Origin of the sequence: Streptomyces sp. NPDC047022 (genome assembly GCF_040644155.1) — a bacterium.
Taxonomy (GTDB): Bacteria; Actinomycetota; Actinomycetes; order Streptomycetales; family Streptomycetaceae; genus Streptomyces.
On sequence record NZ_JBEYVV010000045.1, the window covers coordinates 1 to 21,628 of the forward strand.

Sequence of the window (21,628 nt, forward strand, 5' to 3'; positions counted from 1 at the left end):
TTTTAGTGTTTAGCCCGCGGGGCTCCCGCGGCCCCCGGGCCCCCCCCCCCCCCCCCCCCCCCCGCCGTCGTGGTGGCGCGCCCCGGATGGGCGCGCCACCGGATCACCCCGCGGCGACCACTGCGGTCTCGGTGGCCGCCGACCGCTCACGGTGCTCGATCTCCTGGCGGACCAGGGGAATCAGCGTCCGCCCGAACTCCGCCGCGTCCGACAGCGGTTCGTATCCGCGCAGCAGGAAAGTCGTCACCCCGATGTCCGCATAGTCGAGCAGAGCACGGGCCACCGTCTCCGGAGTGCCCACCAAGGCTGTGGAGTTGCCTGCCGCCCCGGTGGCGGCGGCCGGTGCCGTCCACAGGGCGCGGTCGTGGCGCTCGCCCCTGGCCGCCGCGGCCCAGCAGCCGCTGGGAGCCCGCGTTCTCGGGCCTGGAGGACGGGCCGAGCGGCAGCGGCGGCCGACTGCGGTTGAAGAACGAACCGGCTGTCACTCGGCTGCGGATTGCGTCGAGGATGCCGTACGCCCGCTCCCAGGCCTCCTCCTCGGTCCGTCCGAGAACGGGGCGGAACGAGACGCTGATCCTCGGCATCACGGTGCGTCCCGCCGCGCGTGCCTGGGCGTGCACGGCGGCGATCTGCTCCGCGGTCTGCGCCAAGGGCTCACCCCACAGGGCGAACACATCCGCGTGCTTGCCGCCCACCCGGTACGCGGCGGGCGAGGATCCACCGAAGTACAGTGGGATGCACGGGTGTTGCAGCGGCCGGACCTCTGAGCGGAAGTCGTCGAAGCGGTAGAAGCGGCCGCCGTGGCCGAATCCCTCCTCCTCGCTCCACGACCGCTTCACCACCTCCAGGAACTCGTCGGTACGGGCGTAGCGGTCGTCCTTGCCCAGGCAGTCGCCGTCGCGGCGCTGCTCGGCGTCGTTACCGCCGGAGATGACGTGGACCGCGAGCCGCCCGCCGCTGAAGTGGTCGAGGGTGGCGAAGGAGCGCGCGGCCATGGTCGGGGCCGGGACTCCCGGCCGGTGGGCCAGCAGCAGACCGAGGCGCTCGGTGTGCGCCGCCACATACGCGGCGACCTGGGTGCCGTCCGGCGAACTGGAACTGTGGCCGATCAGTACACGGTCGAAGCCCGCCTCCTCGTGCACACGGGCGAACCGCCGCGTGAACGCCGGGTCGATGGCCGGCCCTTGGGCGCCCCCTCGGAGTCCCTGGTCCCGATCATTCCGATGAACTCAACCGGCACGGTGACCACCGCCTTGTGTCGTCTGCGGCGTGCGAATGGTCTGTGCCATGCGAGTCAGGGCCAGGGCCTCACGGTCCAGCTTTCCGTGCGGGGTGACCGGCAGGCGGTCGAGGTAGTGCAGTCGCTGAGGGAGCATGTGGGCGGGCAGCCTCCCGGCGAGTGCCGCGCGCACCCCGGCGGGGCCCGCCGTGGCACGGTCGGCGACCAAGTAGGCGCACAGCACCGGCGTACGGCCGCTGTCGTCCACCAGGCAGGCCGCGCCGCTCACCCCGGGCAGGGATCTCAACTCAGCCTCGATCTCACCGAGTTCGATTCGGAATCCGCGCAGCTTGACCTGACCGTCCATGCGGCCCGCGTAGTACAGGCTGCCGTCCGCGCCCTCGACCGCGAAGTCACCGCTGCGGTAGCGCCGGCCGGTTCCCCCGGGGGCCGCGGGGAACCGTTCGGCGGTGAGTTCCGGCCTGCCGAGGTAACCATGGCTCACACCCGCACCGCCCACCCACAGCTCGCCGGGCTCCCCAGGTGGCACCGGCGCGCCCCGCTCGTCGCACAGTTCGACGGTCAGATGGGGCAGCGGTCTGCCGATCGGTGTGCGGCCGGCCCCGGCCTGGTCGAGCACCTGAGGTGTGAGGGGGCAGTGGGTGACGTGGACGGTGGTCTCGGTGATGCCGTACATGTTGGTGACCGTGGCGGCGGGCGCCGTGTCCGCGTCCCACCAGCGGCGGATGTCCTGGGCGACCATCGCCTCGCCGCCCAGGACGACCCGGCGCAGGGCGGGCAGCCTTACGCCGGACTCCGTCACCTCGGTGACCAGGTTGCCGAAGGCGGAGGGCACCTGGTTGAGCACCGTCACCTTCTGAGCCGCCAGCAGCGCGGCGAAGGCGTCCGGGTCGGCGGCGGTGTCCCGGTCGACCACTACCGCGCGACCGCCGCACAGCAGCGCTCCCCAGATCTCCCAGACGCTGAAGTCGAAGCTCCAGGAGTGGAACAGCGTCCACGCGTCGTCGGCGCCGACGTCGAGCAGCGGCAGCGCGGCGTCGAGCAGGGCCAGCACCTGCCGGTGCCCGACGACGCAGCCTTTCGGGGCGCCGGTCGAACCCGAGGTGTAGATGGTGTAGGCGGTGTCCGGCGGGAGCAGGGGCGCACCCGGGGAGGGCGGGCGGGATGCCAGCAGGAGCGGACCCGGCTGTGCGAGCCGTGTCTCCCCCGGCGCAGGGCCGCCGTCGGTGAGGACCAGTCCGGCCCCCGAGTCGTCCAGCAGATAGCTCTGCCGCTCCGGCGGATACTCGGGGTCCACCGGCAGATACGACGCTCCCGCTCCCAGGATGCCGAGTATCCCGGCCAGGGCGTGCCGGGACCGCCCGGCGCGCAGGGCGACCGGCTGCCCGGGCGTCACCCGGCCGCGCAGGGCCCGGGTGACCTCGTCGGCGTGCTCGGCCAGCCACCCGTAGGTGGCTGAGCCCTGAGAGTCCGTCACCGCGATGCGGCCGGGGTCGCGTGCGGCGACCGCGCGGAACCTGAGGTCGAGCCGGTCCTCGCCCGTACCGGCTGCCGGTCCGTCCGTCACCGCGACAGGCATGCGCCCGCTCATGCGGTGCTCCTGCCGGTCACCGGCGGCTTGCCGCCGTCGGGCCCGGCGGGCGCCGCGGCTGCCTCCGTGGGCCGGGGCCGCCCCTCGGCCAGGGCGTGGACGAGGTAGCTCGCCACGTCGTCCGGGGTGGTTCCGCGTCCGAAGACGCGGTCGGCGCCCAGTTCTGCCGCCATGGCCGGATCGAAGCGCGGCCCGCCGACGACGAGCAGGGGCCTGGTGCGCCCCTCGTAGGCGGTGTCCAGTTCCGCGCTCAGCTCACGCACATTGGACAGGTGCGCGTCGCGCTGCGTGACCGCCTGGGAGACCAGGACGGCGTCGGCGCCCTCGCTCAGCGCCCGGCTGACCAGATCGGGTACGGACACCTGGGCGCCGAGGTTGATCACCCGCAGCGAGAGGTAGTACTCGAGGCCCTTCTGGCCCGCGAACCCCTTGATGTTGAGGATGGCGTCGATGCCCACCGTGTGCGCGTCGGTGCCGATGCAGGCGCCGACCACGACCAGTTCGCGTCCCAGCCCCTCGTGGACGGCCTCGTTGGCCTCCTGGGCGGACAGCAGCGGATACTCCCGTTCCACGACCCGCACCGAGTCGAGGTCGACGCGGTGCCCGACCGCGCCGTAGACGACGAAGAAGCTGAACTCGGTTCCCACCGGGCGGGCATGGACCAGCAGGGGGCGTTCCATGCCCATTCTCCGCGCCAGTTGGAGAGCCGCGCCCTCGGCCAGCGGGCCGTGGGGCAGGGGGAGGGTGAACGACAGCTGCACCATGCCGTCGTCGGTGGTGTCCCCGTAGGGGCGGACCGCGTCCGGCGGCCCGGCGGGGGTGTTCATCGGACGTGCTCTCCTTCACGGTCGGATTCGGGGGAGGTTTCCAGCAGTTCGATCGCGGGATTGCGGTAGCCGGGGGCCCGTTCGGCGACTCCGTCCTGACCGCGTCCGCCGTCGACGGGGCGGCGCATTCCGCCGAAGGTCCCGGCGGCGATGGCGTCCAGGAGGCCGCGGTCGCAGATGCGTTCCAGCAGGTCCACGGCCTCCCTGAGCACAGAGTCGGCGCGGCGGGCGATGACTCCGCCGGGGGCGGGACGGAAGTCCTCCTCGAGGCCGCCGGCCGCGTCCATCACATAGCGGACGTTCTGCAGCGCGAGGTCACGGTCGGACAGGAAGGGGGTGACTACGGCCTCGGTCATCATGCCGACGAGCAGGATGTCCTGCCGGGTCAGCGCGCCGGCCAGGTTGAAGAAGCCGTTGAGGAGGTAGCCGCGGAAGATGTCGCCGGTCATATGGCGGGTCGGCGGCATCCACTTCAGCGGGGCGTCGGGGAACAGCTCACGGGCGAGCAGCGCGTGGGCGAGTTCCATCCGGAACGAGTCGGGCAGGCCGGGGTCGATCTCGAAAGCGTGCCCGAGGCCGAGTTGGGCGTCGGTGAGACCTGCCTCCTTGCCGAAGTACTCGTTCAGGAGCTGACTGGCCGTCACGGTGTGGGCGGCCTGCATCGCGTCGGCGGTGGTGAGGTAGTTGTCCTCGCCGGTGTTGATGACGATGCCCGCGCGGGCGTGCAGCTGGCGGGAGAAGCGCTGGTCGACGAAGGTGCGTACGGGGTTGATGTCGCGGAAGAGGATGCCGTACATGGAGTCGTTGAGCATCATGTCGAGCCGCTCCAGGCCCGCCAGTACGGCGATCTCCGGCATGCACAGCCCGGACGCGTAGTTGGTGAGGCGCACATAGCGGCCGAGTTCGGCCGAGACCTCGTCCAGCGCGGCGCGCATCAGGCGGAAGTTCTCCTGTGTCGCGTAGGTGCCCGCGTAGCCCTCGCGGGTCGCGCCGTGCGGTACGTAGTCGAGCAGGGACTGTCCGGTGGAGCGGATGACGGCGATGACGTCGGCGCCGCCGCGGGCCGCCGCCACGGCCTGCCGTACGTCCTCGTGGATGTCGCCGGTGGCCACGATCAGATAGACCAGCGGCCCCGTGGGCTCTCCCCACCCGCGGATCAGGCGCTCACGCTCCTGGCGCCGCGCGTCGATCACCGACAGCCCGGCGGCCGTCGCGCGGCGGGCGTCGGCCGCGGCGGCCTTGGCAGCGACTCCCTCGGGCAGCCGGAAGGACACGTCCCGTGCGGTCGCGCGGGCGGCGAGCTCGGTGAGATCGCGGCACGACCCGGTGCGCAGCGCGTGCCACACCGGAAGGGCCACTCCGTGTTCCAGGCCGACCTGGTCGCGTACGGCGTCGACCAGGCGGTTGGCCCAGGGGATGCCCTCCGCGTCGGCGCCGGACAGTCCGGCCAGACGCAGCGTGGCGCGCTCCACCGCCACGGTGGTGTGGGACCTCGCCAGGTCCACCACGGGGCGACCGGCTCGCACGGCCAGCTCCCGGGCCCTGCGGACCAGGTGCGGGTCCAGGTCCAGTTTCCCGGCGGTCCTGCCTTCCACGACCCGGGAGGCCGCGGGGCGAACCGGCTCGGAACCGGGCCGGGCGGCCCGTCCGCCGCACTCCGTGGACTGAGCGTGCTGCCCCGCCCCGAGCCGGCGGGCGAACAGCGAGCGCACCCCGGGCTCGCTGCGCACCAGGTCCAGAGCGTGCTCGGCATGACCCGGCTGGTAGCCGTTGCCGATGAGCATGGTGACGTCGGCGCGCAGTCCCTCGGCACCGAGGGCGGCGGCGGGGAACGAGGTGGCCATCGAGAAGAACACCACGGTGCCGCCGTCCCGGGTCGCCAGCACCGCCGCGTGCTCGCAACCGGGCACATCGGTGCAGACCACGGTGATGTCGGCGGGTCCGCCGAGCTCCGCCAGCCGCGCGCTGAGCGCGACCGCGTCGCGGGCGTCGGCCCGCACCACGGTGTCCGCGAGGCCGGAGGCCGTGAGCGCGGCCTCCTCCTCGGCGTCCGGGACCACGCCCACCAGGCGTCCGGCTCCGGCCCGGCGCGCCGCCGCGAGTGCCAGGCAGCCCGACTTGCCCGCCGCGCCGAGTACGGCCACCGAGGGAGCCCTGCCCGTCCGGGCGGTGTGCTCCGCGACGGTACGGGACGTCAGCGCGGGCGCCCCGCATACGTCGAGGACCGCGAGGGAGAGCTCGTCGGGCAGGTCCGCCGGGAGGGCCGCGGCCACCGAGCGCCCGAAGAGGATGGCATGCCCTCGGGCCGGAACGCGCTCGCCGAGTCCGTCCCAGTCCCGCAGTGCGTCGGTCAGCTCCAGCGGGGTGAGGGTGAGGGAGACCAGACTCGCCACCCGGTCGCCCGGCTTGAGGCCGAGCGGGGTGCGCGGACCAGCCTCCGCCACTGTGCCGATCAGCATGCCGCCCGAGCCGGTGACCGGGTTGTGCATCTTTCCGCGCTCGCGGACGATCCGCCGCACGGCCTCCCGGATGGCGCCCCCGTCGCCGCCGTGCTCCTCGTGGAGCTGGCGGTAGGAGGCGGCGTCGAGGTTGAGGTACTCCACGTCGATGCGCAGTTCGTCGTCGCGCAGCCGGGGGTCGGGGTCGAGCCGGGTGGCGGCCTGCGGCAGTACGCCGGCCGGGTCGAGCACCCGGTGCAGGCCGAGAGGCGACCCCGCGGTCGTGTCCACCGCCGTCACCGCTCCTCCCCTGGCTGCCACTGCGCCCAGTGCGCCTGCCCGGCCTCGGGCAGGGTGTGCAGCGGGTCGTAGTAGTGGTAGGTGCGGCGCAGCGCCTCGGGCGCGTCGTGCTCCACCGAGGTCAGATAGTTCTTCGACCAGTCGGAGATGCCGAGTTGGCGGTCGTAGGCGTCGGCCTGGTGCACCCACCGCTTGCCGACGTAGGGGACGTCGCACACGAGGCGGGGCGTGGCGAATCCGGGGAGGTAGCCCATGATGGCGTGCTGGAGCCGCTGTGCCTCGGCGAGCGGCAGCCGCCAGTGCTCGGCGCCGGGCACGATGTCGCAGAGGTAGAAGTAGTACGGCATGATCTGGGCGGTGTCGAGCAGCGCGAAGCACAGGTCGAGCAGGGCCTCGGGCGTGTGGTTGACGCCGTGCAGGAGCACGCCCTGGTTGCGTACGTCGCGCAGCCCCGCGCCCAGCAGTGCCCTGGACGCCTCGGCGACCAGCGGGGTCACCTGCTGAACGTTGTTGGCGTGGGTGTGCATCGCGAGGCCCACACCGCGCGCGGAGGCCTTGGCGGCGAGCTGTGCCATGCCGTCGAGGACGTCGGGGGCGAGCCAGTGCTGGGGCAGCCCGATCAGCCCCTTGCTGGCGAGCCTGATGTCACGGACGTTGTCCAGGTCGAGAAGGCGGTCGACGAAGGAACGCAGCCTGGGCCAGGGCACATTGGCCACGTCGCCCCCGGAGACCACGACGTCGCGCACGGTGGGGGTGGCCTTCAGATAGGCGATCATCCGGTCGAGCCGGTCCGCCGGCCGCAGCACGAAGCGGTACTTGTCGACCTGTGGGGTGGAGGTGCCGACCAGGTCCATGCGGGTGCAGTGTCCGCAGTACTGCGGGCAGGTGGTGACGAGTTCGGCGAGCACCTTGGTCGGGTAGCGGTGGGTGAGTCCCTCGACCACCCACATCTCCGCCTCGTGCAGGGAGTCGCGGGAGGCGAGGGGGTGGCTGGGCCACCTCGGATGGCGGTCGCTGGCGACCGGCAGCATGTAGCGGCGGACGGGGTCGGCGTACCAGGCGGTGGCCTCGGGGGCGGTGTCCGGGGCGATGGTGTTGAGCACCTGCGGGGTGAGCAGGACCGGCATCGTCGCGTGCCGGCGCTGGTCGGCGGCGAGGTCCTCGTAGAAGGCGTCGTCGAGTCCGGTTCCTGCCACCTCGCGCAGCTGGCGTGCGCCCTTGACGCAGTGGGCGCGCTGCCACTGCGGGTCGCGCCACTGGGAGGGAGTGACCTGCCGCCAGGCCGGGAAGCGCCGCCAGTCCGGTTCGACGGCCTCGTGGCGACGGTAGCCGTACGGCTGGGCCGGCGCGCCGGACACCGCCTGGGAGGGCGGCGCGGCCGGCGGGGGTGCGGTTTTCACGGGGTGCCTCGGTTTCTCCCGGCCACGGGCGGCGGGTGGGATCGGACGGGGGCATCGCGCGGCGGCGGCCGTGCAACGCCCCCGGGACGAATGAAGGCTGACGTCGCGTCAGCGAGTGAGGGCGTAGACGAGCAGTCCGTCGCGGTCGGGGCGGCGGCCGAAGCCGGCGCGTTCCATGACGCCCTGGGAGGGGGTGTTGTCCTGCGTGGTCGTGGCGAGGACCGTGTCGACGCCGTCTTGCCGCAGCGCCCAGTGGGCCAGCGCAGAGAGCGCCTCTGTCGCATACCCCCTGCCGCGGGCGTCCGGGTGCAGGTCGAAGCCGATCTCGGCATGGCCCTCCGCCGGCGGCCCGTGGAAGCCCATCCCGCCGACGACGAGACCGTCCTCGCGGCGCACGAGCACGTACATGCCCCAGCCGGAGCGGTGCAGCCCCGCCGCGTGGGCGCCGGCGAGCAGGCCCGCGGCCTCCTGGGAGCCCTCGCCGGGTGTTCCGCCCAGCCAGTCGAGGCCGGCGGACTTGCCCTCCTTCAGTTCCGGGGCCTCGGCCGGCAGGACCTCGCGCAGCCTCAGCCGCTCGGTGTCCAGGGCCGCCGACGGGCGTTCGGCGACCTGGCGTCGGCAGGTCTGCTCTTCGCCGCACCAGCCGGTGAGCCGCCAGCCGTCCGGGAGTTCGGCGGACGCCGGGAGAACGCCGTAGCGGTCGTGCGGGTCGAGGGCGATCACATGTGTCACTGCTGCTCCTGTGCTGTGGTGCGGGACACGGCCGAGGGGGCCGGAGAGGCGGTGGGGTCGACGGCGTCGAGTGCGTCGAGGAGTCGGCCGGAGTGCGCGGCGTCGCCGACGGAGATCCGCAGGTGCCCGTGCAGTCCGAAGCGGCCCGCGTCGCGGACGAGGATCCCGTGGTCGCGCTCGAGCAGCAGCTCGGCCCGCGCGGAGTCCTGAACCGGCACGGCGAGGAAGTTGGTCACCGACGGCAGCGCATGGCGGCCCCGGGCTGCGAGGTCCGCGCGGAGGCGTTCCCTTGCCTCGGCGTTGCCGCTCCGCACCCGGTCCAGGTGCACGCGGTCGGCGAGCGCGGCCACGGAGGCGGCCTGGGCTGCCCGGTTGACGCTGAACGGCATGGTTGCCTGCGCCTCGCGCAACCGGGCGACCAACTCCGCGCTGCCGACGGCGTAACCGATTCGCAGCCCGGCCAGGCCGTGCGCCTTCGAGAAGGTGCGCAGCGCGAGCACCGGCGCGCCTGTGGAGAGGTGGTCGAGCACCTGCGGGGTGCCGGGCGGGGCGAAATCCAGATACGCCTCGTCCACGACGAGCGGCACTCCGGTCGTCGCGGCGCGTTCCACGAGGAGGTCGAACGCGGCCCGGTCCAGGGCGCCGCCGGTGGGGTTGTGCGGGTTGCACACATACGCGATGCCCGCGCCGCCGAAGGCGTCGGCGAGCGCCGCCACTCCCGGTGCCGTGCCGTCCAGGGGGATCTCGCGGCAGCCGCGCCGCACGTTCTCCAGACAGATCCGGTAGCCGGGGAAGGTTCCCGCGGTGGTCACCCCGGGCCGCCGCACGTCGCCCAGGCTCAGCGCGGTGAGCAGGACGAGCTCGTCGCTGCCGTTGGCCACGGCGATCTGCTCGGGACGGACGCCCAGGAGATCGGCGATGGCGTGCGCGGGCGCGGTGCGCGCGGGGTCGGGATAGGTGCCGGTGCCGTCGATCGCCTCGTGGGCGGCCCTCACGGCGTGGGGACTGGGTCCGAAGGGACTCTCGCTGAGGTGCAGCCGCAGCGGGGCGCCGCAGGACGGGGTCCGCCGGACGGCTGGAGCGGTGGGGGCGGCCGGGGCGGTCATCGTTCGCCGCCGAGCAGGAGTCCGAAGCAGTAACTGCCGGGCTCGGCCTCCAGGGTGAGGAAGCGGTGCTCAGCGCCCGCGGGGACGCGCAGAAGGGCCGGGGAGGTCAGCTCGTGGTGGTCGCCGTCGACGAGGACGTCGATGCGCGCCCCACCCGGGTTGGGCGACACCAGGAAGTAGATCTCGTCGACCTCATGGCGGTGCGGGTCGGCGACCGGCCTGCCCACCAGGTGGCTGATGGGTCCGCCGGCCAGTTCGACGGGGACTCCGCCGAACATGTCCGCGGTCAGATAGAACGGGGCCGGGTCGTGGTGTCCCGCCACCGGCAGGAACCGCGGTATGTCGGTGCGGACTTGGGCGCCGGTCGCTCGGGGGGCGGGAGGCGGCGTTTCGGTGGTCATCGGTCGGCCTTTCATCCGTCGGAGGTGGTGGCGGCAGAGGTGGCCGCGGCGGTGTCCGGGGTGCTGGGGTCGGCGGCGAAGCCGTGGGTGAGGGTGGCCAGGGCACGTTCCAGCACGGCGACCATGGCGGCGTGGTCGTCCGCGGTTCCCCACAGAACGCCCAACTCCCCGGTCGCGACGCCGGGTTCAACCCGTGTACCGGGCCGTACCCGGGTCTCGTAGCTCTCGACGCCGGGCAGGGCCAGCACGTCGGCGACGCCGTGTACGCGGGTCAGCACGCCGCCCTCGGCGGGTGTCGGCACGGCCCGGGCGTACACCACGCGGTCCTCGGGCGCCCCCTCGGCGGGTGCGGGGCCGCCCAGGGCCAGGCGGGCCGCCAGGGCCACCGGGTCCAGACCGCCCGCCAGCCGGGCGAGGCCGCTCTGGAAGCCGCCCAGTCTGCCGTTGACCTCGATCAGGCGGGGGCCCGCCGCGGTCAGTTTGATCTCGGTGTGGGTGATTCCGGTGCGCACACCGAGCGCTTCGACGGCACGAGCGGCCAGGTCGAGCACCACGGGGCGCTCGGCGCCGGTCAGGGGTGCGGGCCAGAAATGGCCGACCTCGCGGAAGGGCGGGTCCAGCGGGAACTTGCCCGTGACCGCCCAGTGGGTGACCCGGCCGCCGACGACTGCGCTCTCCACCGACACGTGGTCGCCGAACGGCCCCCGTCCCGTGCCCGTGAGGTACTCCTCCAGCACCAGGGCGTCCTCGCCGCCCTCTGCCGCCGGGGCCGTGAGCAGGCGTTCGGCGAGGGCGGCACCCGTGGCCGCGTCCCGCACCAGGTGAGTGCTGCGGGAGCCCTCGCCGCGCACCGGCTTGAGCACCGCGGGAAGGCCCACCGAGTCGAGTGCGGGCGCCCAGTCCTGGGGTGTGCGCAGCAGCCGGGCGCGCACCGGGTCGACGCCACGCTCCTGGAGCCTGCGCCGCTGCTCGTACTTGTCCGTCAGCAGCCTTACGGTGGCGGCGTCGTGGAACGGCAGCCCCAGTCGCTCGGCGAGCCCCGACGTCGTGCCCAGCCGGCGCTCGCTGAAGGTCAGCAGGGCGTCGGGCCGGTGGTCGCGCAGTCGTACGGCGGCCTCGTCGAGGCCGCGCTCACTGTCGCCGTCGAGCACGACCACGGGCGCCAGGTCGGCCAGCAGCGCGGCGAGTTGGTCGGTGTGCGCGGAGCGGCACACGGCGAGGAGCACGTCGCCGAGCGGTTCGACGCGGTCGACGATGTCCGCGGGGGCGACGGAGCCGAAGTCGTAGACGACGGCGATGACAGGGCGTGGCACGGCGGTTTCCTCAGGCGTCGACGTGGTCGGGTTCGGGCGCGTAGCGGACGCCGGAGAGCGTGGCGGCCAGTGCGGTCGCCCCCGTGGGCGTCGCGACCCCGGCCGTCTCGGCCCCGGCCGTCTCGGCCCCGGCCGTCTCGGCGCCGAACATGGCGAGCGCCGGTTCCACGCCGCCGAGTTCCACGGGGATGTGCCGGGCGGCGGTCTCCCAGCCGGCGCGGTGCAGCCGGTAGCGATCGCTGACGGCGCGCTGTCCGCGTACGGCGTTGACCTGCGTCCCGTCGTGGGAGAAGCCGAACTTGCGGCACACCGCCTGGGAAGCGGTGTTCTCCCGCCGCACCACGGAGAACGCCTCCTGCGCGCCGAGGCCGGCGAAGGCCAGTTCCAGTACGGCGGCGCGCGCGTGCCCGCCCAGGCCGAGGCCCTGGTGGCGCAGGCCGAGCCAGGAGGTCAGCAGCACCTCGCGGGTCACCGCGAAGTCACGGGCGCCGAGCGACTGGGAGCCGACCACCTGGCCGTCGTGCACGACCACCAGGTAGAGAGTCCAGTCCTCGGGGGTCCAGTTGGCCATGGCGTTCCAGTGGCGCTGGAGGACGCGCCGGGCGACGGTGGCCGGTTCGCCGTCCGTCCACTGGGAGAAGAAGGGCATGAACCCGGGGGTGTGCACGCCTTCGGCGCCCAGCGCGGCGAGGGCGTCGAGATCCTGCGGGGTGGGCCAGCGCAGTTCGACGAGCGGGGTGCGCGCGGTGATGCCGCTCAGCGGCCAGTTCTGCATGACGGGTGCCTCCTAGGAGCCGCTGGCGGCGGGGACAGGTGAGGATGCGGTGACTGCGGCGCCGGACTCGTCGGCCTCGGTGGGCAGGTCGACGTCGGCGGGAAGGGTTGCGCGCAGCGCACGCCCCACCATGGCCACCGCCACGCAGACGGCGATGAGGGCGACGACCAGAGGGAGGCCGTCGGCGATCGGGAGGGTGGCTCCGGCGAGGAGGGGGCCCGCCACCGAGCCGGTGGACACGGCCACCGACAGCATGGCGTTGACCCGGCCCCGGACCCGTTCCGCGGCGAGGTCGTTGAGCAGCCCGGTGACCACGGGGAAGACCAGGGCCTCCCCCACCGAGAGCAGCAGCACCCCGGCCATGGCGGTGGCCGTCGCGACGGCGCCGTGCTGGCGTCCCGCGACCAGGACGACGGCCCATGCCGCCGCCCAGAGTGCGCCGGTGACCGACAGCACGGTGCTGCGCCGCATCCTCTGGACACGCTCGCCGACGACGACTTGCGTGAGCACAGCGACGACGACGTTCACCGCGAAGGTCCCGGACAGCCCTTCCGGGCCGACCGCGCCGCCTGCCGTGAGGTAGCCGGGCAGCCCGGACTTGAGCTGCCCGTACGACACGAGCGAGCACAGCGTCAGGACCAGCAGGAGCACCGCCGGCGTCCGCTGTCCGAGCACCTCGCGGTAACCGGCGGGCGCCTCCTTCGCCGGCTTGCCGCCGCCGTTGCGTTCGATGCGTGGGAGCAGCAGGAGGAAGGCTGCGCCGGCGGCCAGGAAGGTGCATCCGTCGGCGAGGTAGAGCGCGGCGAACCGGGCCCCGCGGGAGCCCGGTCCCGACGCGGCGACCAGGCCGCCGACGAGGACGCCGAGCCCTGTCATCGCGTTGAAGACGGCGTAGTCGGCGGAGAAGGCGAGCCCGCGCTCCCGGGCCGTGGCGGCACCGGCGTACAGGTAGCGCAGGACCGTGCCCACCCCGCTGATGCCGAGTCCGTAGACGACCGCGGCGCTCAGCGCGAGCGGCGCCGATGTGGCGAACGCGTACAGACCGGTGCCCGCGCCCGCCACGCACATCACCAGCGTGACCACGCCGCGGGGCGCGAGCCGGTCCAGTACCGTGCCCCAGGCGAGGCCGCCGGCGACCGAGGTGGCCGCCTGGACGGCGAGGGTGGCGGCGGGGACCCACGAGGCCAGGCCGCGGACCTGGCCGAGGTAGATCCACAGGAAGGGCAGGACCAGACCGCCGCCGAGGGAGTTGACGGCGTTGACGGCCAGCACGGCCCGGGTGCGCGGGGTGAACTCCCGCACGACCGCGAAGGGGTTGGTGCTCACCGCGCCTCCAGGACGTACAGCCACGAGTGCGGGGTTCCGAAGGGGACCGTGCGCACGGGGTGGAGACCTGCGGCGGCGAACAACTCCTCGTACGTCTCCTTCGTGTGCAGCGGCACGCCCATCAGCGCGTGCGCCAGCTCGTAGCCGAGGGAGAACACGGGGAGCGTGGCGGATCCCTCGGCGTCGGGGCGCAGCATGGTGTCGGCGAGCACGAAGGTCCGGGCGGACGGGAACGCCTCGCGCAGGCGGGTGAACAGATGCGGTCGCGTGACGGGGTCGGCCAGCAGGTCGTGCAGGAGGAAGAAGCTCATCACGGTGTCCACCTCGGCGATGGACTCGCGATGGGCGTCGCGGTGGCACACGTCGAGCACATCGGCCTGGACGGCCCGCACCCGGTCCTGGAGTCCGGCCTCGGCGATGGTGCGGTGGCCGAGTTCCGTCGCGGGGCCGCTGATGTCCAGTCCCAGGCCGCGGGTGCCGGGGCGGGCGCCGACGACACGGGTGACGCGGGCGGAGATTCCGCTGCCGAGGTCGGCGATGGTGCGGAAGTCGATGCCGGCCAGGACCTCGTCGAGGGTGCCCGACATGAACGAGCGGTCGTTCTGGCCGGAGCCGAGGGCGACCATAGCCTCGTCGCGCAGCAGGTCGGCGCCGAACGTCGCCTCGCCGGTGGCCAGCCTGGCGGCACCGGAGAAGACGTCGCTGTAGCCGCCGACCGCCCAGGTGAAGTAGCCGCGCATCCGGATCGTCTCGTGTCCGGCGTCGGTCAGGACAGCGATGTCTGCGTCGTCCTCCAGCCGGAGCCAGCCGCAGACGGCCGCGGCCCTCAGTACCTCGCGGACGACCCGCTCGCGGACCGCGGGTCCCGCGCCGCGTACGAAGTCCGGGATGTCCAGGCGGGGTTCGGCGGCCAGGCGGTCCAGGACGCCGAGCCGGTCGAGAGTGTGGACCACGGTGGCGGCCACATAGCCGTTGAAGGCCTGGTCGACGCCGATCGGGGCGGGGGCGGCCCCGTACCAGTCGGCGGGCAGGGCGGTGGGCGGGGTGTTCAGGACGGTCATCGCGATTCCGATCTGCGGTGGGTGCGAGGTGGGGTCGTGCGGGGTTGGCCGGTGACCGTGACAGGTCAGACGGGTTCGGGCTCGGTGAGCGGCGTGTGGTCGTACGCGTCGGCACCGGCGAGTCGCATGAGTTCGGCGAGCAGCCGGCCGGGGTCCGCCGTGGCGGTCAGCGGTTCGTAGACCGCGAGCGCCAGGGCCCAGTGGGCGGATCCGGCGCCGACGCAGCAGCGCAGGAGCGGCACGTCGCGCAGTTCGAGGGGTCCCCGGGCCGCGTCCAGCACCGTCTCCCGCAGCCGCTGCGGGCCGCCGTCCGGGACGGGCGCGATATGGGTGAGCCGGGCCTCGGGGCCGGAGAGAGTACGGGCCCGCCAGCGACCGCCCGGTTCGCTGAAGACGGTGCGCAGGACCGGGTGCCGCCGCTGGAGTTCGGCGAAGGCGTCGTCCAGCGCCTCGGGGGCGGGCGGGCGCCCCGGTGCGACCGCCGCGACGGCCACGTTGTGGTCGCCGGACGAGCCGTGCCTGACCAGGTCGTAGAACAGCCAGCGCTGTTCGTACGGGGTGAGCGGGCGTGTCACTTCGGCGCCCGCAGGAGTGGGGCCGCCCGGTTCGCGGCGCCGGAAGGGGTGGCCGGGCAGCCGGACCCGGCGGCCGGGCCGGCCGAGGGTGGTGTCCACGTCGTAGCCGCGACGCCACAGTCCGGCCAGCACGTGCGCGTACGAGGCGCCGTCCGCCGGGTCCAGGACGAGCTCGTCGGGTGTCTGCGGGCCGGGCGCGCCGATGCGCACCACGGTCGCTCCGGGGGCGCCGGACACACCGGTGCTCATCCGGGGGGTGCCTCCGGCGGCGGCGCGCAACGCGTCCGGCAGCGGGAGGACGCCGCTCGCCGCCGCGGCGGCAAGGGCGCCCAGCCCCTCCCCGTGCACCGCGCGGGGCTCCACCCGGCGGGCGCGCAGCCAGGCCACCAGGCCGTACTGCAGAGCGACGGTGCGGGCAGCGGCGGCGTCCACGCCGTCAGGGCAGACGTCCTCCGCGAGGCGCAGCGCGTCGGCGACCTCGGGCAGATCCACCGCACCGTATGCGGACGGCGATGCGTCGAGGACGACAACGGGCCCGTCGCCGGGTGTCCGGACCGCACACAGACCGCCCTCGGCGCTCTGCCGGAGCAGACGGGCGAGTTCCTCGCCGCCGGTGCCCGTCACGGCGTCCCGGCAGGGAAAGCGTTCCCGGCCGGTGTGCAGGGTGAGAACCACGTCGTCGCAGTCGGCGTCGGGAGTGTTCTCCAGCCGGGCGGCCAGGCGGTGGCGCATCTCGGCCAGGGCCTCGGGGTCACGGGCGGACAGCGCGAGCACGCGCGGCAGGTCCATGAGCGTCGTTCGCGGGGTCCGGGAACGGGAGTCGGCCACAGCGGGTCACACCCTTTCGAGCTGCGGTTCGGGGGCGGCCGTGGGCGCCGTGGACAGGTGCTGCTGCACCACCACGTGGGCGTTGGTGCCGCCCACGCCGAAGGAGCTGACGCCGGCGGTACGCCGCCGGTCAGGGGCCTCGGGCCAGGCGCATCCCGCGTCCAGGAGGGACAGTCGGCCGCCTTCGGTGGCCAGTTCCTCGATGGGCTCGCCGACGTTGGGGGTTCCGGGCAGATGCCCGTGGTGGACGGCGAGGACGGCCTTGATCAGTCCGGCGATGCCCGCGGCGGTGTTGCAGTGCCCCACCGACGCCTTGACGGAACCCACCGCGACGGCGGGGCCCTGCGGGCCCAGCGCGTCGGCCAGGGCCGTGGCCTCGATGGCGTCGCCGAGGCGTGTGCCCGTGCCGTGGGCCTCGACGTATCCGATGTCGGCGCCGCTGACTCCGGCTGCCGCGAGGGCGTCGCGGATGACCCGGGACTGGCCTTCGACTCCGGGTGCGGAGTAGCCGATGCGGGCCTTGCCGTCGTTGTTGACGGCGCTTCCGCGGATCACGGCGTAGACCGGGTCGCCGTCGCGTTCGGCGTCCGCGAGGCGGCGCAGCAGCACCGCGCCGGCGCCGAAGCCGCCGACCGTTCCCGAGGCGCGCTGGTCGAAGGGCCGGCACACGCCGTCGTCGGCGTACAGGAAGCCCGGACGGTAGCGGTAGCTGCCGTCGGAGGCGGGGTCGAGCGACACGGCCCCGGCCAGGGCGTAGTCACTGCTGCCGGTCAGCAGGCTGCGGCAGGCGAGGTGGACCGCGTACAGGCCGGTGGAGCATGCGGTGTCCAGGAGCAGTGCCTCGCCCCACAGGTCGTGCAGGTAGGCGAAGCGGGAGGCGACGAAGGTGGGGTCGGCGTTCACGACGTCGTCCACCCGGGCCTCGGGGTCGGTGTCGAGGACCTTGGCGCAGCCGGCGTACAGGCTGGTGCGGGAGGCGATCTCGGACAGCCGCAGGGAGGCGTCCTCCACGGCCGACCACAGCACCTCGTGCAGCACGCCCTGCTGGGGGTCGCCGTCGCGCAGGTCTTCCGCGCTGAATCCGAGGAAGTCGGCGTCGAAGCGGGCGCCCTCGGCGGCCATGCCCCAGCGTGCCACCCGCCGCTGTCCGCCCGGCAGTTCGGTGATGACCGGGCCGGGTCCCTCGCTGAAGCAGTCGCGGTCGGCGCGCAGGTTGTCCCAGAAGGCGGACAGGTCGGCGGCGCCGGCGAACCGGGCCGCCATGCCGACGACGGCGATGGCGTCCCCGGCGGTGGCGCGCGGCCATGGCGCGATGGACGGGCGTGCGGCGGCCGGAAGCGGGGTGGCCGCAGGCGGGGTGGTGTCGCCGCCGATGAGCCGTGTCTGGGAGCGCACGGTCGTGTGGCGCAGGAGGTCTCCGACGGAAGGCTTGGTCCCGGTGGCGCGGCGCAGCGCCCCCTGGAGTCGCACGAGGAGAAGCGAGTGCCCTCCGACGTCGAAGAAGTTGTCGTCGTCTTCGAAGGTCCGCTCGCCCAGCACCTCGCGCCACGCGCCGTGGACCGCCGCGTGCAGGTCGGGGCCGGACGCCGGGGTGTTCTCCATAGGCGCGGGCCCGGTCCTGGCCGGGGCCTGTGCGGGTACGGCGGACGCCTTGGTGTCCCCGGGCCCGGGCAGCCGTCGCCGGTCGATCTTGCCGTTGGCGGTGAGCGGCAGTGCGTCGAGGACGAGCAGATGGGTGGGGACCGCGAAGGCCGGGAGGCTCGCCCGCAGATGCCGCATGACCTCCGGGTGCGCGCCGGGCCGGACGAGGACCGCGTATGCGACGATCTCCTTCTCGTCCCGCTCGTTGTGGCGGCTGGTGATGAAGGCGGCGGTGACATCGGGGTGGGCGCGCAACGCGGACTCGACCTCGCCCAGTTCGACCCGCTGGCTGCGGATCTTGATCTGGTTGTCGTCGCGTCCGATGAACTCCAGGCGGCCGTCGGCGGTCCTGCGCACCCGGTCGCCGGTGCGGTAGAGCCGGGCGCCGGGTTCGGCGCCGAACGGGTCGGCCCAGAACCGCTCGGCGGTACGGGCAGGATCGCCCAGGTAGCCGATGGCCACGCCGGTGCCGCCCAGGACGAGTTCGCCCGGCATGTAGGGCGGCGCGGGCACGAGGGTGCCCTCGAAGACGACATGGGCTCGGGTGCCGGGGACCGGGTCGCCGATGGTCAGGGTGCGGGCCGCGTCGGGTACCTCGTCGACGGGGCACCAGGTGGAGGTGAAGGAGTTCTCCGTGGGGCCGTAGCTGTGCAGGAGGGTCCCTGGACGCGCCCAGCGCAGGGCCTTGCGCAGATGCGGTACGGACACCAGCTCTCCGCCGAAGTACACCCTGCGCAGCGTCTGGAGCAGATCGGGCGCGTCCTCGATGATGCGGTTCAGCAGCGGGGTGGTGACCAGCAGGGTGGTCACGCCCAGGTCGCGTACGGCGGTGCGCAGCGCGGGCGGGTCGAGGACGAGTTCCTTGTCCAGGACGGCCAGTCGGGCGCCGTGCGTCAGGGCGCCCCAGATCTCGTAGGTGGCGCCGTCGAAGTTGAGCGGCGACAGGTGGGAGACGGTGTCGTCCGGGCCGAGCGGCAGAAAGCCGGGCTGGTGCATCAGCCGGACCACGCCGCCGTGGTGCAGCAGTACGCCCTTGGGCCGGCCGGTGGAGCCGGAGGTGTACAGCACGTTGAGCACGCTGTCCGGGCGGATCTCCACGGCGGGCGGCGTGGCCGGAAGGGTGTGCGCGGCGCGGGCGATGCCGTCCATGGTGTGCACGGGCAGGCCGCCCGGAGCCCGGCCGGTGTCGTGCGGCTCGGCGATGAGCAGGCGCGGCCGGGCGTCGTCGAGCACCAGGTGGAGGCGGGTGTCGGGGTAGCCGGGATCCAGCGGCAGACAGGCCGCTCCGGCGAGGGCGACGGCCAGCATCGCGGTGATCGTGTGTGTGCCGGGTCGCAGCAGCAGAGCCACCAAGTCGCCCTCGCGGACCCCGGCTTCGTCCCTCAGCCAGTGCGCGGCACGGGCCGCCTCCTCGGCCAGGGCACGGTAGGTGAGGGTGTGTTCGCCGTGCACGACGGCGATGGCGCCGGGGTCGCGCTCGGCCTCCCGGAGGACGAGTTCAGGAACGTTCGATGCTTCGGCGTCCCGCTCGGGGGTGCGGGCGGGGTCGGGCTCTTCGGCCAGCGCCGCGAGCAGTTCGCGGCAGCGGGCGTCCGTGCGCGCGGCGGCGGCCAGGAGCGCGTCGAGCTGACGGGCCATCAACTCGGCGGAGGCCTCGGTGTACAGGCTCGTGTCGTAGTCGACGCGCAGCACCAGCCGGTCGGGGTGTTCCAGCGCGGCCAGGGCCAGGTCGTACTTCGCCGAGGCGGTGTTCAGGTGCACTACCCGCACGGTGGCGCCCGGCACCTCGTGGACGTGGCCGCCGAGCGGCTGATGCAGGAACACCGAGCGGTACGGCGGTGCCGCCGCCGACGGCGGGGCTCCGTCGGCGGCGAGCGCCTCCATGGAGTCCAGCACCTGTTCGCCCAGGCGCCGGGCGTGGTCGCCGAAGGCGTCGTCGGGGACCATACGGCTGCGGACCGGGAGCACCCGGGTGAACAGCCCCACGGCGTCCTCGGTTCCGGGCTCGTGCCGCCCGGCGAACGGCATGCCGAGGACTCCGTCCAGGGCTCCGGACCAGGCGTGCAGCAGCAGGCTCCAGGCGGCCAGCAGCACGGTCGCGGGCGTCACCTCGTGCCGGACGGCGATATCGCGTACGGCGTTCAGCCGCTGGGCGGACAGCGTGCGCTCGACCCATCCGGCAGCGCCCCGCAGCCGGTCCTCGGAGCGCACCAGGTCGGGCAGTGGACCGAGGGTGACGGGCTCGTCCGCGAGCAGATCCCGCCAGTACGCGGAGGGCACACGAGCGGTGTCGGCCGGCTCCGCGGTCAGGGCGGGCGCGGGGGCGGTCAGCGGCGCCCGGCCGGAGGCACGGGCGCGGTAGGCGGCCAGCAGATCGGCGGCGACGACGTCCATCGTGCGGCCGTCCGCGACGATGTGATGCACCGTCAGAACGAGCAGGGCGCCGTCGTGGTGGTGCAGCAGGTCCGCGCGCAGCAATGGAGCGGTGCCCGGGTCCAGGGGGCGCTGCGCCGCCAGGACCGCTTCGTGCAGCGCGGCCTCGGAGCGGCAGGACCCGGCCCGGCGCGCGACGCTCAGCGCGGCCGGTGCGGCGGGTTCCGGGCAGAACCGCAGCTCGCCGTCGCCGTCGTCGAAACGCCCGGCCAGCGCGGGCCGCAGGGCCAGCAGGTCGGCGAGCGCCAGGCGCAGTGCGGGTACGTCGATCTCGCCGAGGAACTCCAGGGCCGTGGGTACGTTGTAGCGGCCGGACTCCGGTTCGCAGCGGTCCGCGACCCAGATCTCCGTCTGAGCGGCCGAGACCGGCAGCGCGGCTGCGGGGGCGGTCACCGGGCCTCCTTCACGGCGGATCCGGCGGGTGCGGCGGATTCGTCCGCAAGGGCCTCGGTGAGCGCGCGCACCGAGGGGTTGCGCATGAGCGTCCGCACCGGTATCCGGCGGCCCAGCGCGGCACCGATCTCCTTGACCACCTGGAGGGCGCCCAGGGAGTGTCCGCCGATCCTGAAGAAGTGGTCCTCATCGGTGAATTCGTCGTGGCCGAGCGCCTCGGCCCAGGCCTGGTGCACCAGTGCGGCGAGCTCACCGGTGCCGCGTGTCGCGGGTTCGGTCGCCATAGCGGCAGTCGTGTCCTTCCGTGGTTCGTCCTGGCTGCGGCGGTGCGGTCGCCCGGTGCGGGGACCAGCACCCGCCTGCTCAGGAGGGGGTCTGCTCGTCGGGCACGAACGCCCGGTAGGTGTCGTCCACGGAGTCCCACAGCCTCGGGAAGAGGCTGCGGTCGGCCATGGCGCGCACGCCCGCAGTGGACTGGCCGCGCAGGCTCTTGGGCAGTCCCTCGCGCGCCACGTCCTGTGCGCCTGGGGTGGCCTCCGGATGACCGCCGAGCTGCGACCACACCAGCCGCAGGTGGTGGTGCTTCCACGCGCCGACGGCACCGTCGAGTTTCAGCAGCGCCTGCCGTACGAGAGCGAGTTCCGGGGCGCGGTCCTCGCGGTCCGGCGGTGTCACCCGGCCCTGGGCGACGATCAGGCCCCGGATGTCCAGGCCCTCGCGCGCGATGGCCTCCTCCGCTTCCTCCCACAGCGCCACCGCCGCTCGGCGCAGATTGCGGGCGCCCGGTGAGTCCAGTCCGGTGGTGTTCTCCGGGAACGTCTCCCGCATGCGCAGCAGGCTCTCCTGCGGCAGGAAGTCCAGGAGCACCTTCAGCGCCCGCACCGGCACTCCGCCCATCGCGGCGGCTCGTTCCAGGAGCTGGGCCGCGAGAAGGTAGTCACGCTCGCGCAGCGCGGCGGCGGCGCGGCGCATCTCGTAGTGCATCTCGCACCAGGCGTACTCGGTGATCAGATGCACCGTCTGGAACAGCCGCTGGTCCGGGTGGACGAGCCCGTCCTCGGGCAGGAGCGCCGACAGGGCCTCGGTCAGGCGGGTGTCCTGTTCGTAGTTGCTGCCCCGGTCGTACTCGTAGAGGAAGAGACGGTTGCTCTCCCGCGGATTCATCACCCGGCGGGCGGCTTGGGGCCTGCCGGTCTGGGCTCGCTTGCTCATCGTGGTGGACGCCTCCAGGCGGGGGTGTGGTCGGGC

16 protein-coding genes are annotated in these 21,628 nt (G+C 73.7%); all 16 read right to left on the reverse strand.

The window, feature by feature from the left end:
- Nucleotides 1-146: 146 nt before the first annotated feature.
- Entirely contained in the window at nt 147-1,142 is a 996-nt protein-coding gene (locus tag ABZ845_RS29260; RefSeq protein WP_360985570.1) for an LLM class flavin-dependent oxidoreductase, read from the reverse strand.
- 87 nt (nt 1,143-1,229) lie between these two features.
- Complete coding sequence (locus ABZ845_RS29265; RefSeq protein ID WP_360985573.1) at nt 1,230-2,831, reverse strand: amino acid adenylation domain-containing protein; 1,602 nt, start codon at nt 2,829-2,831, stop codon at nt 1,230-1,232.
- The gene (locus tag ABZ845_RS29270; RefSeq protein ID WP_360985576.1) at nt 2,828-3,658 is read right to left on the reverse strand and encodes an OAM dimerization domain-containing protein; all 831 of its coding nucleotides are present in this window, start codon (nt 3,656-3,658) and stop codon (nt 2,828-2,830) included. Before ABZ845_RS29270 ends, ABZ845_RS29265 begins: the two co-directional genes overlap by 4 nt.
- Nucleotides 3,655-6,387: a lysine 5,6-aminomutase subunit alpha gene (locus ABZ845_RS29275; protein ID WP_360985579.1), complete on the reverse strand. Its 2,733-nt coding sequence runs from the start codon at nt 6,385-6,387 to the stop codon at nt 3,655-3,657. The genes ABZ845_RS29270 and ABZ845_RS29275 overlap by 4 nt, the downstream gene beginning before the upstream one ends.
- Nucleotides 6,388-6,392: 5 nt before the next feature.
- A complete protein-coding gene (locus ABZ845_RS29280) occupies nt 6,393-7,796 on the reverse strand; it encodes a lysine 2,3-aminomutase (protein ID WP_360985582.1) in 1,404 nt (467 codons plus the stop codon).
- 108 nt (nt 7,797-7,904) lie between these two features.
- Complete coding sequence (locus ABZ845_RS29285) at nt 7,905-8,528, reverse strand: GNAT family N-acetyltransferase (protein ID WP_360985585.1); 624 nt, start codon at nt 8,526-8,528, stop codon at nt 7,905-7,907.
- On the reverse strand, nt 8,525-9,634 hold the full coding sequence (locus tag ABZ845_RS29290) for a histidinol-phosphate transaminase (RefSeq protein WP_360985588.1): 1,110 nt from the start codon (nt 9,632-9,634) through the stop codon (nt 8,525-8,527). Before ABZ845_RS29290 ends, ABZ845_RS29285 begins: the two co-directional genes overlap by 4 nt.
- A complete protein-coding gene (locus tag ABZ845_RS29295) occupies nt 9,631-10,035 on the reverse strand; it encodes a cupin domain-containing protein (RefSeq protein ID WP_360985591.1) in 405 nt (134 codons plus the stop codon). The genes ABZ845_RS29290 and ABZ845_RS29295 overlap by 4 nt, the downstream gene beginning before the upstream one ends.
- An 11-nt stretch (nt 10,036-10,046) precedes the next feature.
- Nucleotides 10,047-11,348 (reverse strand): hypothetical protein, encoded by a 1,302-nt coding sequence (locus tag ABZ845_RS29300; protein ID WP_360985594.1) that lies wholly within the window; start codon nt 11,346-11,348, stop codon nt 10,047-10,049.
- A gap of 10 nt (nt 11,349-11,358) precedes the next feature.
- Entirely contained in the window at nt 11,359-12,123 is a 765-nt protein-coding gene (locus ABZ845_RS29305; RefSeq protein WP_360985597.1) for a GNAT family N-acetyltransferase, read from the reverse strand.
- A gap of 12 nt (nt 12,124-12,135) precedes the next feature.
- Nucleotides 12,136-13,449 carry an MFS transporter gene (locus tag ABZ845_RS29310; RefSeq protein WP_360985600.1) on the reverse strand — a complete coding sequence of 438 codons (1,314 nt, stop codon included), beginning with the start codon at nt 13,447-13,449 and terminating at the stop codon, nt 12,136-12,138.
- A complete protein-coding gene (locus ABZ845_RS29315; protein ID WP_360985603.1) occupies nt 13,446-14,510 on the reverse strand; it encodes a methyltransferase in 1,065 nt (354 codons plus the stop codon). The genes ABZ845_RS29310 and ABZ845_RS29315 overlap by 4 nt, the downstream gene beginning before the upstream one ends.
- Before the next feature lie 65 nt (nt 14,511-14,575).
- Entirely contained in the window at nt 14,576-15,913 is a 1,338-nt protein-coding gene (locus ABZ845_RS29320) for a hypothetical protein (RefSeq protein ID WP_360985606.1), read from the reverse strand.
- A gap of 6 nt (nt 15,914-15,919) precedes the next feature.
- Entirely contained in the window at nt 15,920-20,380 is a 4,461-nt protein-coding gene (locus ABZ845_RS29325) for an amino acid adenylation domain-containing protein (protein ID WP_360985609.1), read from the reverse strand.
- A complete protein-coding gene (locus ABZ845_RS29330; protein ID WP_360985612.1) occupies nt 20,377-20,664 on the reverse strand; it encodes a phosphopantetheine-binding protein in 288 nt (95 codons plus the stop codon). The genes ABZ845_RS29325 and ABZ845_RS29330 overlap by 4 nt, the downstream gene beginning before the upstream one ends.
- 79 nt (nt 20,665-20,743) lie before the next feature.
- Entirely contained in the window at nt 20,744-21,592 is an 849-nt protein-coding gene (locus tag ABZ845_RS29335) for a hypothetical protein (RefSeq protein WP_360985615.1), read from the reverse strand.
- Nucleotides 21,593-21,628 lie beyond the last annotated feature (36 nt).

Coding starts and splice junctions, on each gene's coding strand:
- ABZ845_RS29265 (WP_360985573.1), bottom strand. CDS start 2,831: ATGAGCGGGCGCATGCCTGTCGCGGTGACGGACGGACCGGCAGCCGGT.
- ABZ845_RS29270 (WP_360985576.1), bottom strand. CDS start 3,658: ATGAACACCCCCGCCGGGCCGCCGGACGCGGTCCGCCCCTACGGGGAC.
- ABZ845_RS29290 (WP_360985588.1), bottom strand. CDS start 9,634: ATGACCGCCCCGGCCGCCCCCACCGCTCCAGCCGTCCGGCGGACCCCG.
- ABZ845_RS29295 (WP_360985591.1), bottom strand. CDS start 10,035: ATGACCACCGAAACGCCGCCTCCCGCCCCCCGAGCGACCGGCGCCCAA.
- ABZ845_RS29305 (WP_360985597.1), bottom strand. CDS start 12,123: ATGCAGAACTGGCCGCTGAGCGGCATCACCGCGCGCACCCCGCTCGTC.
- ABZ845_RS29315 (WP_360985603.1), bottom strand. CDS start 14,510: ATGACCGTCCTGAACACCCCGCCCACCGCCCTGCCCGCCGACTGGTAC.
- ABZ845_RS29330 (WP_360985612.1), bottom strand. CDS start 20,664: ATGGCGACCGAACCCGCGACACGCGGCACCGGTGAGCTCGCCGCACTG.
- ABZ845_RS29335 (WP_360985615.1), bottom strand. CDS start 21,592: ATGAGCAAGCGAGCCCAGACCGGCAGGCCCCAAGCCGCCCGCCGGGTG.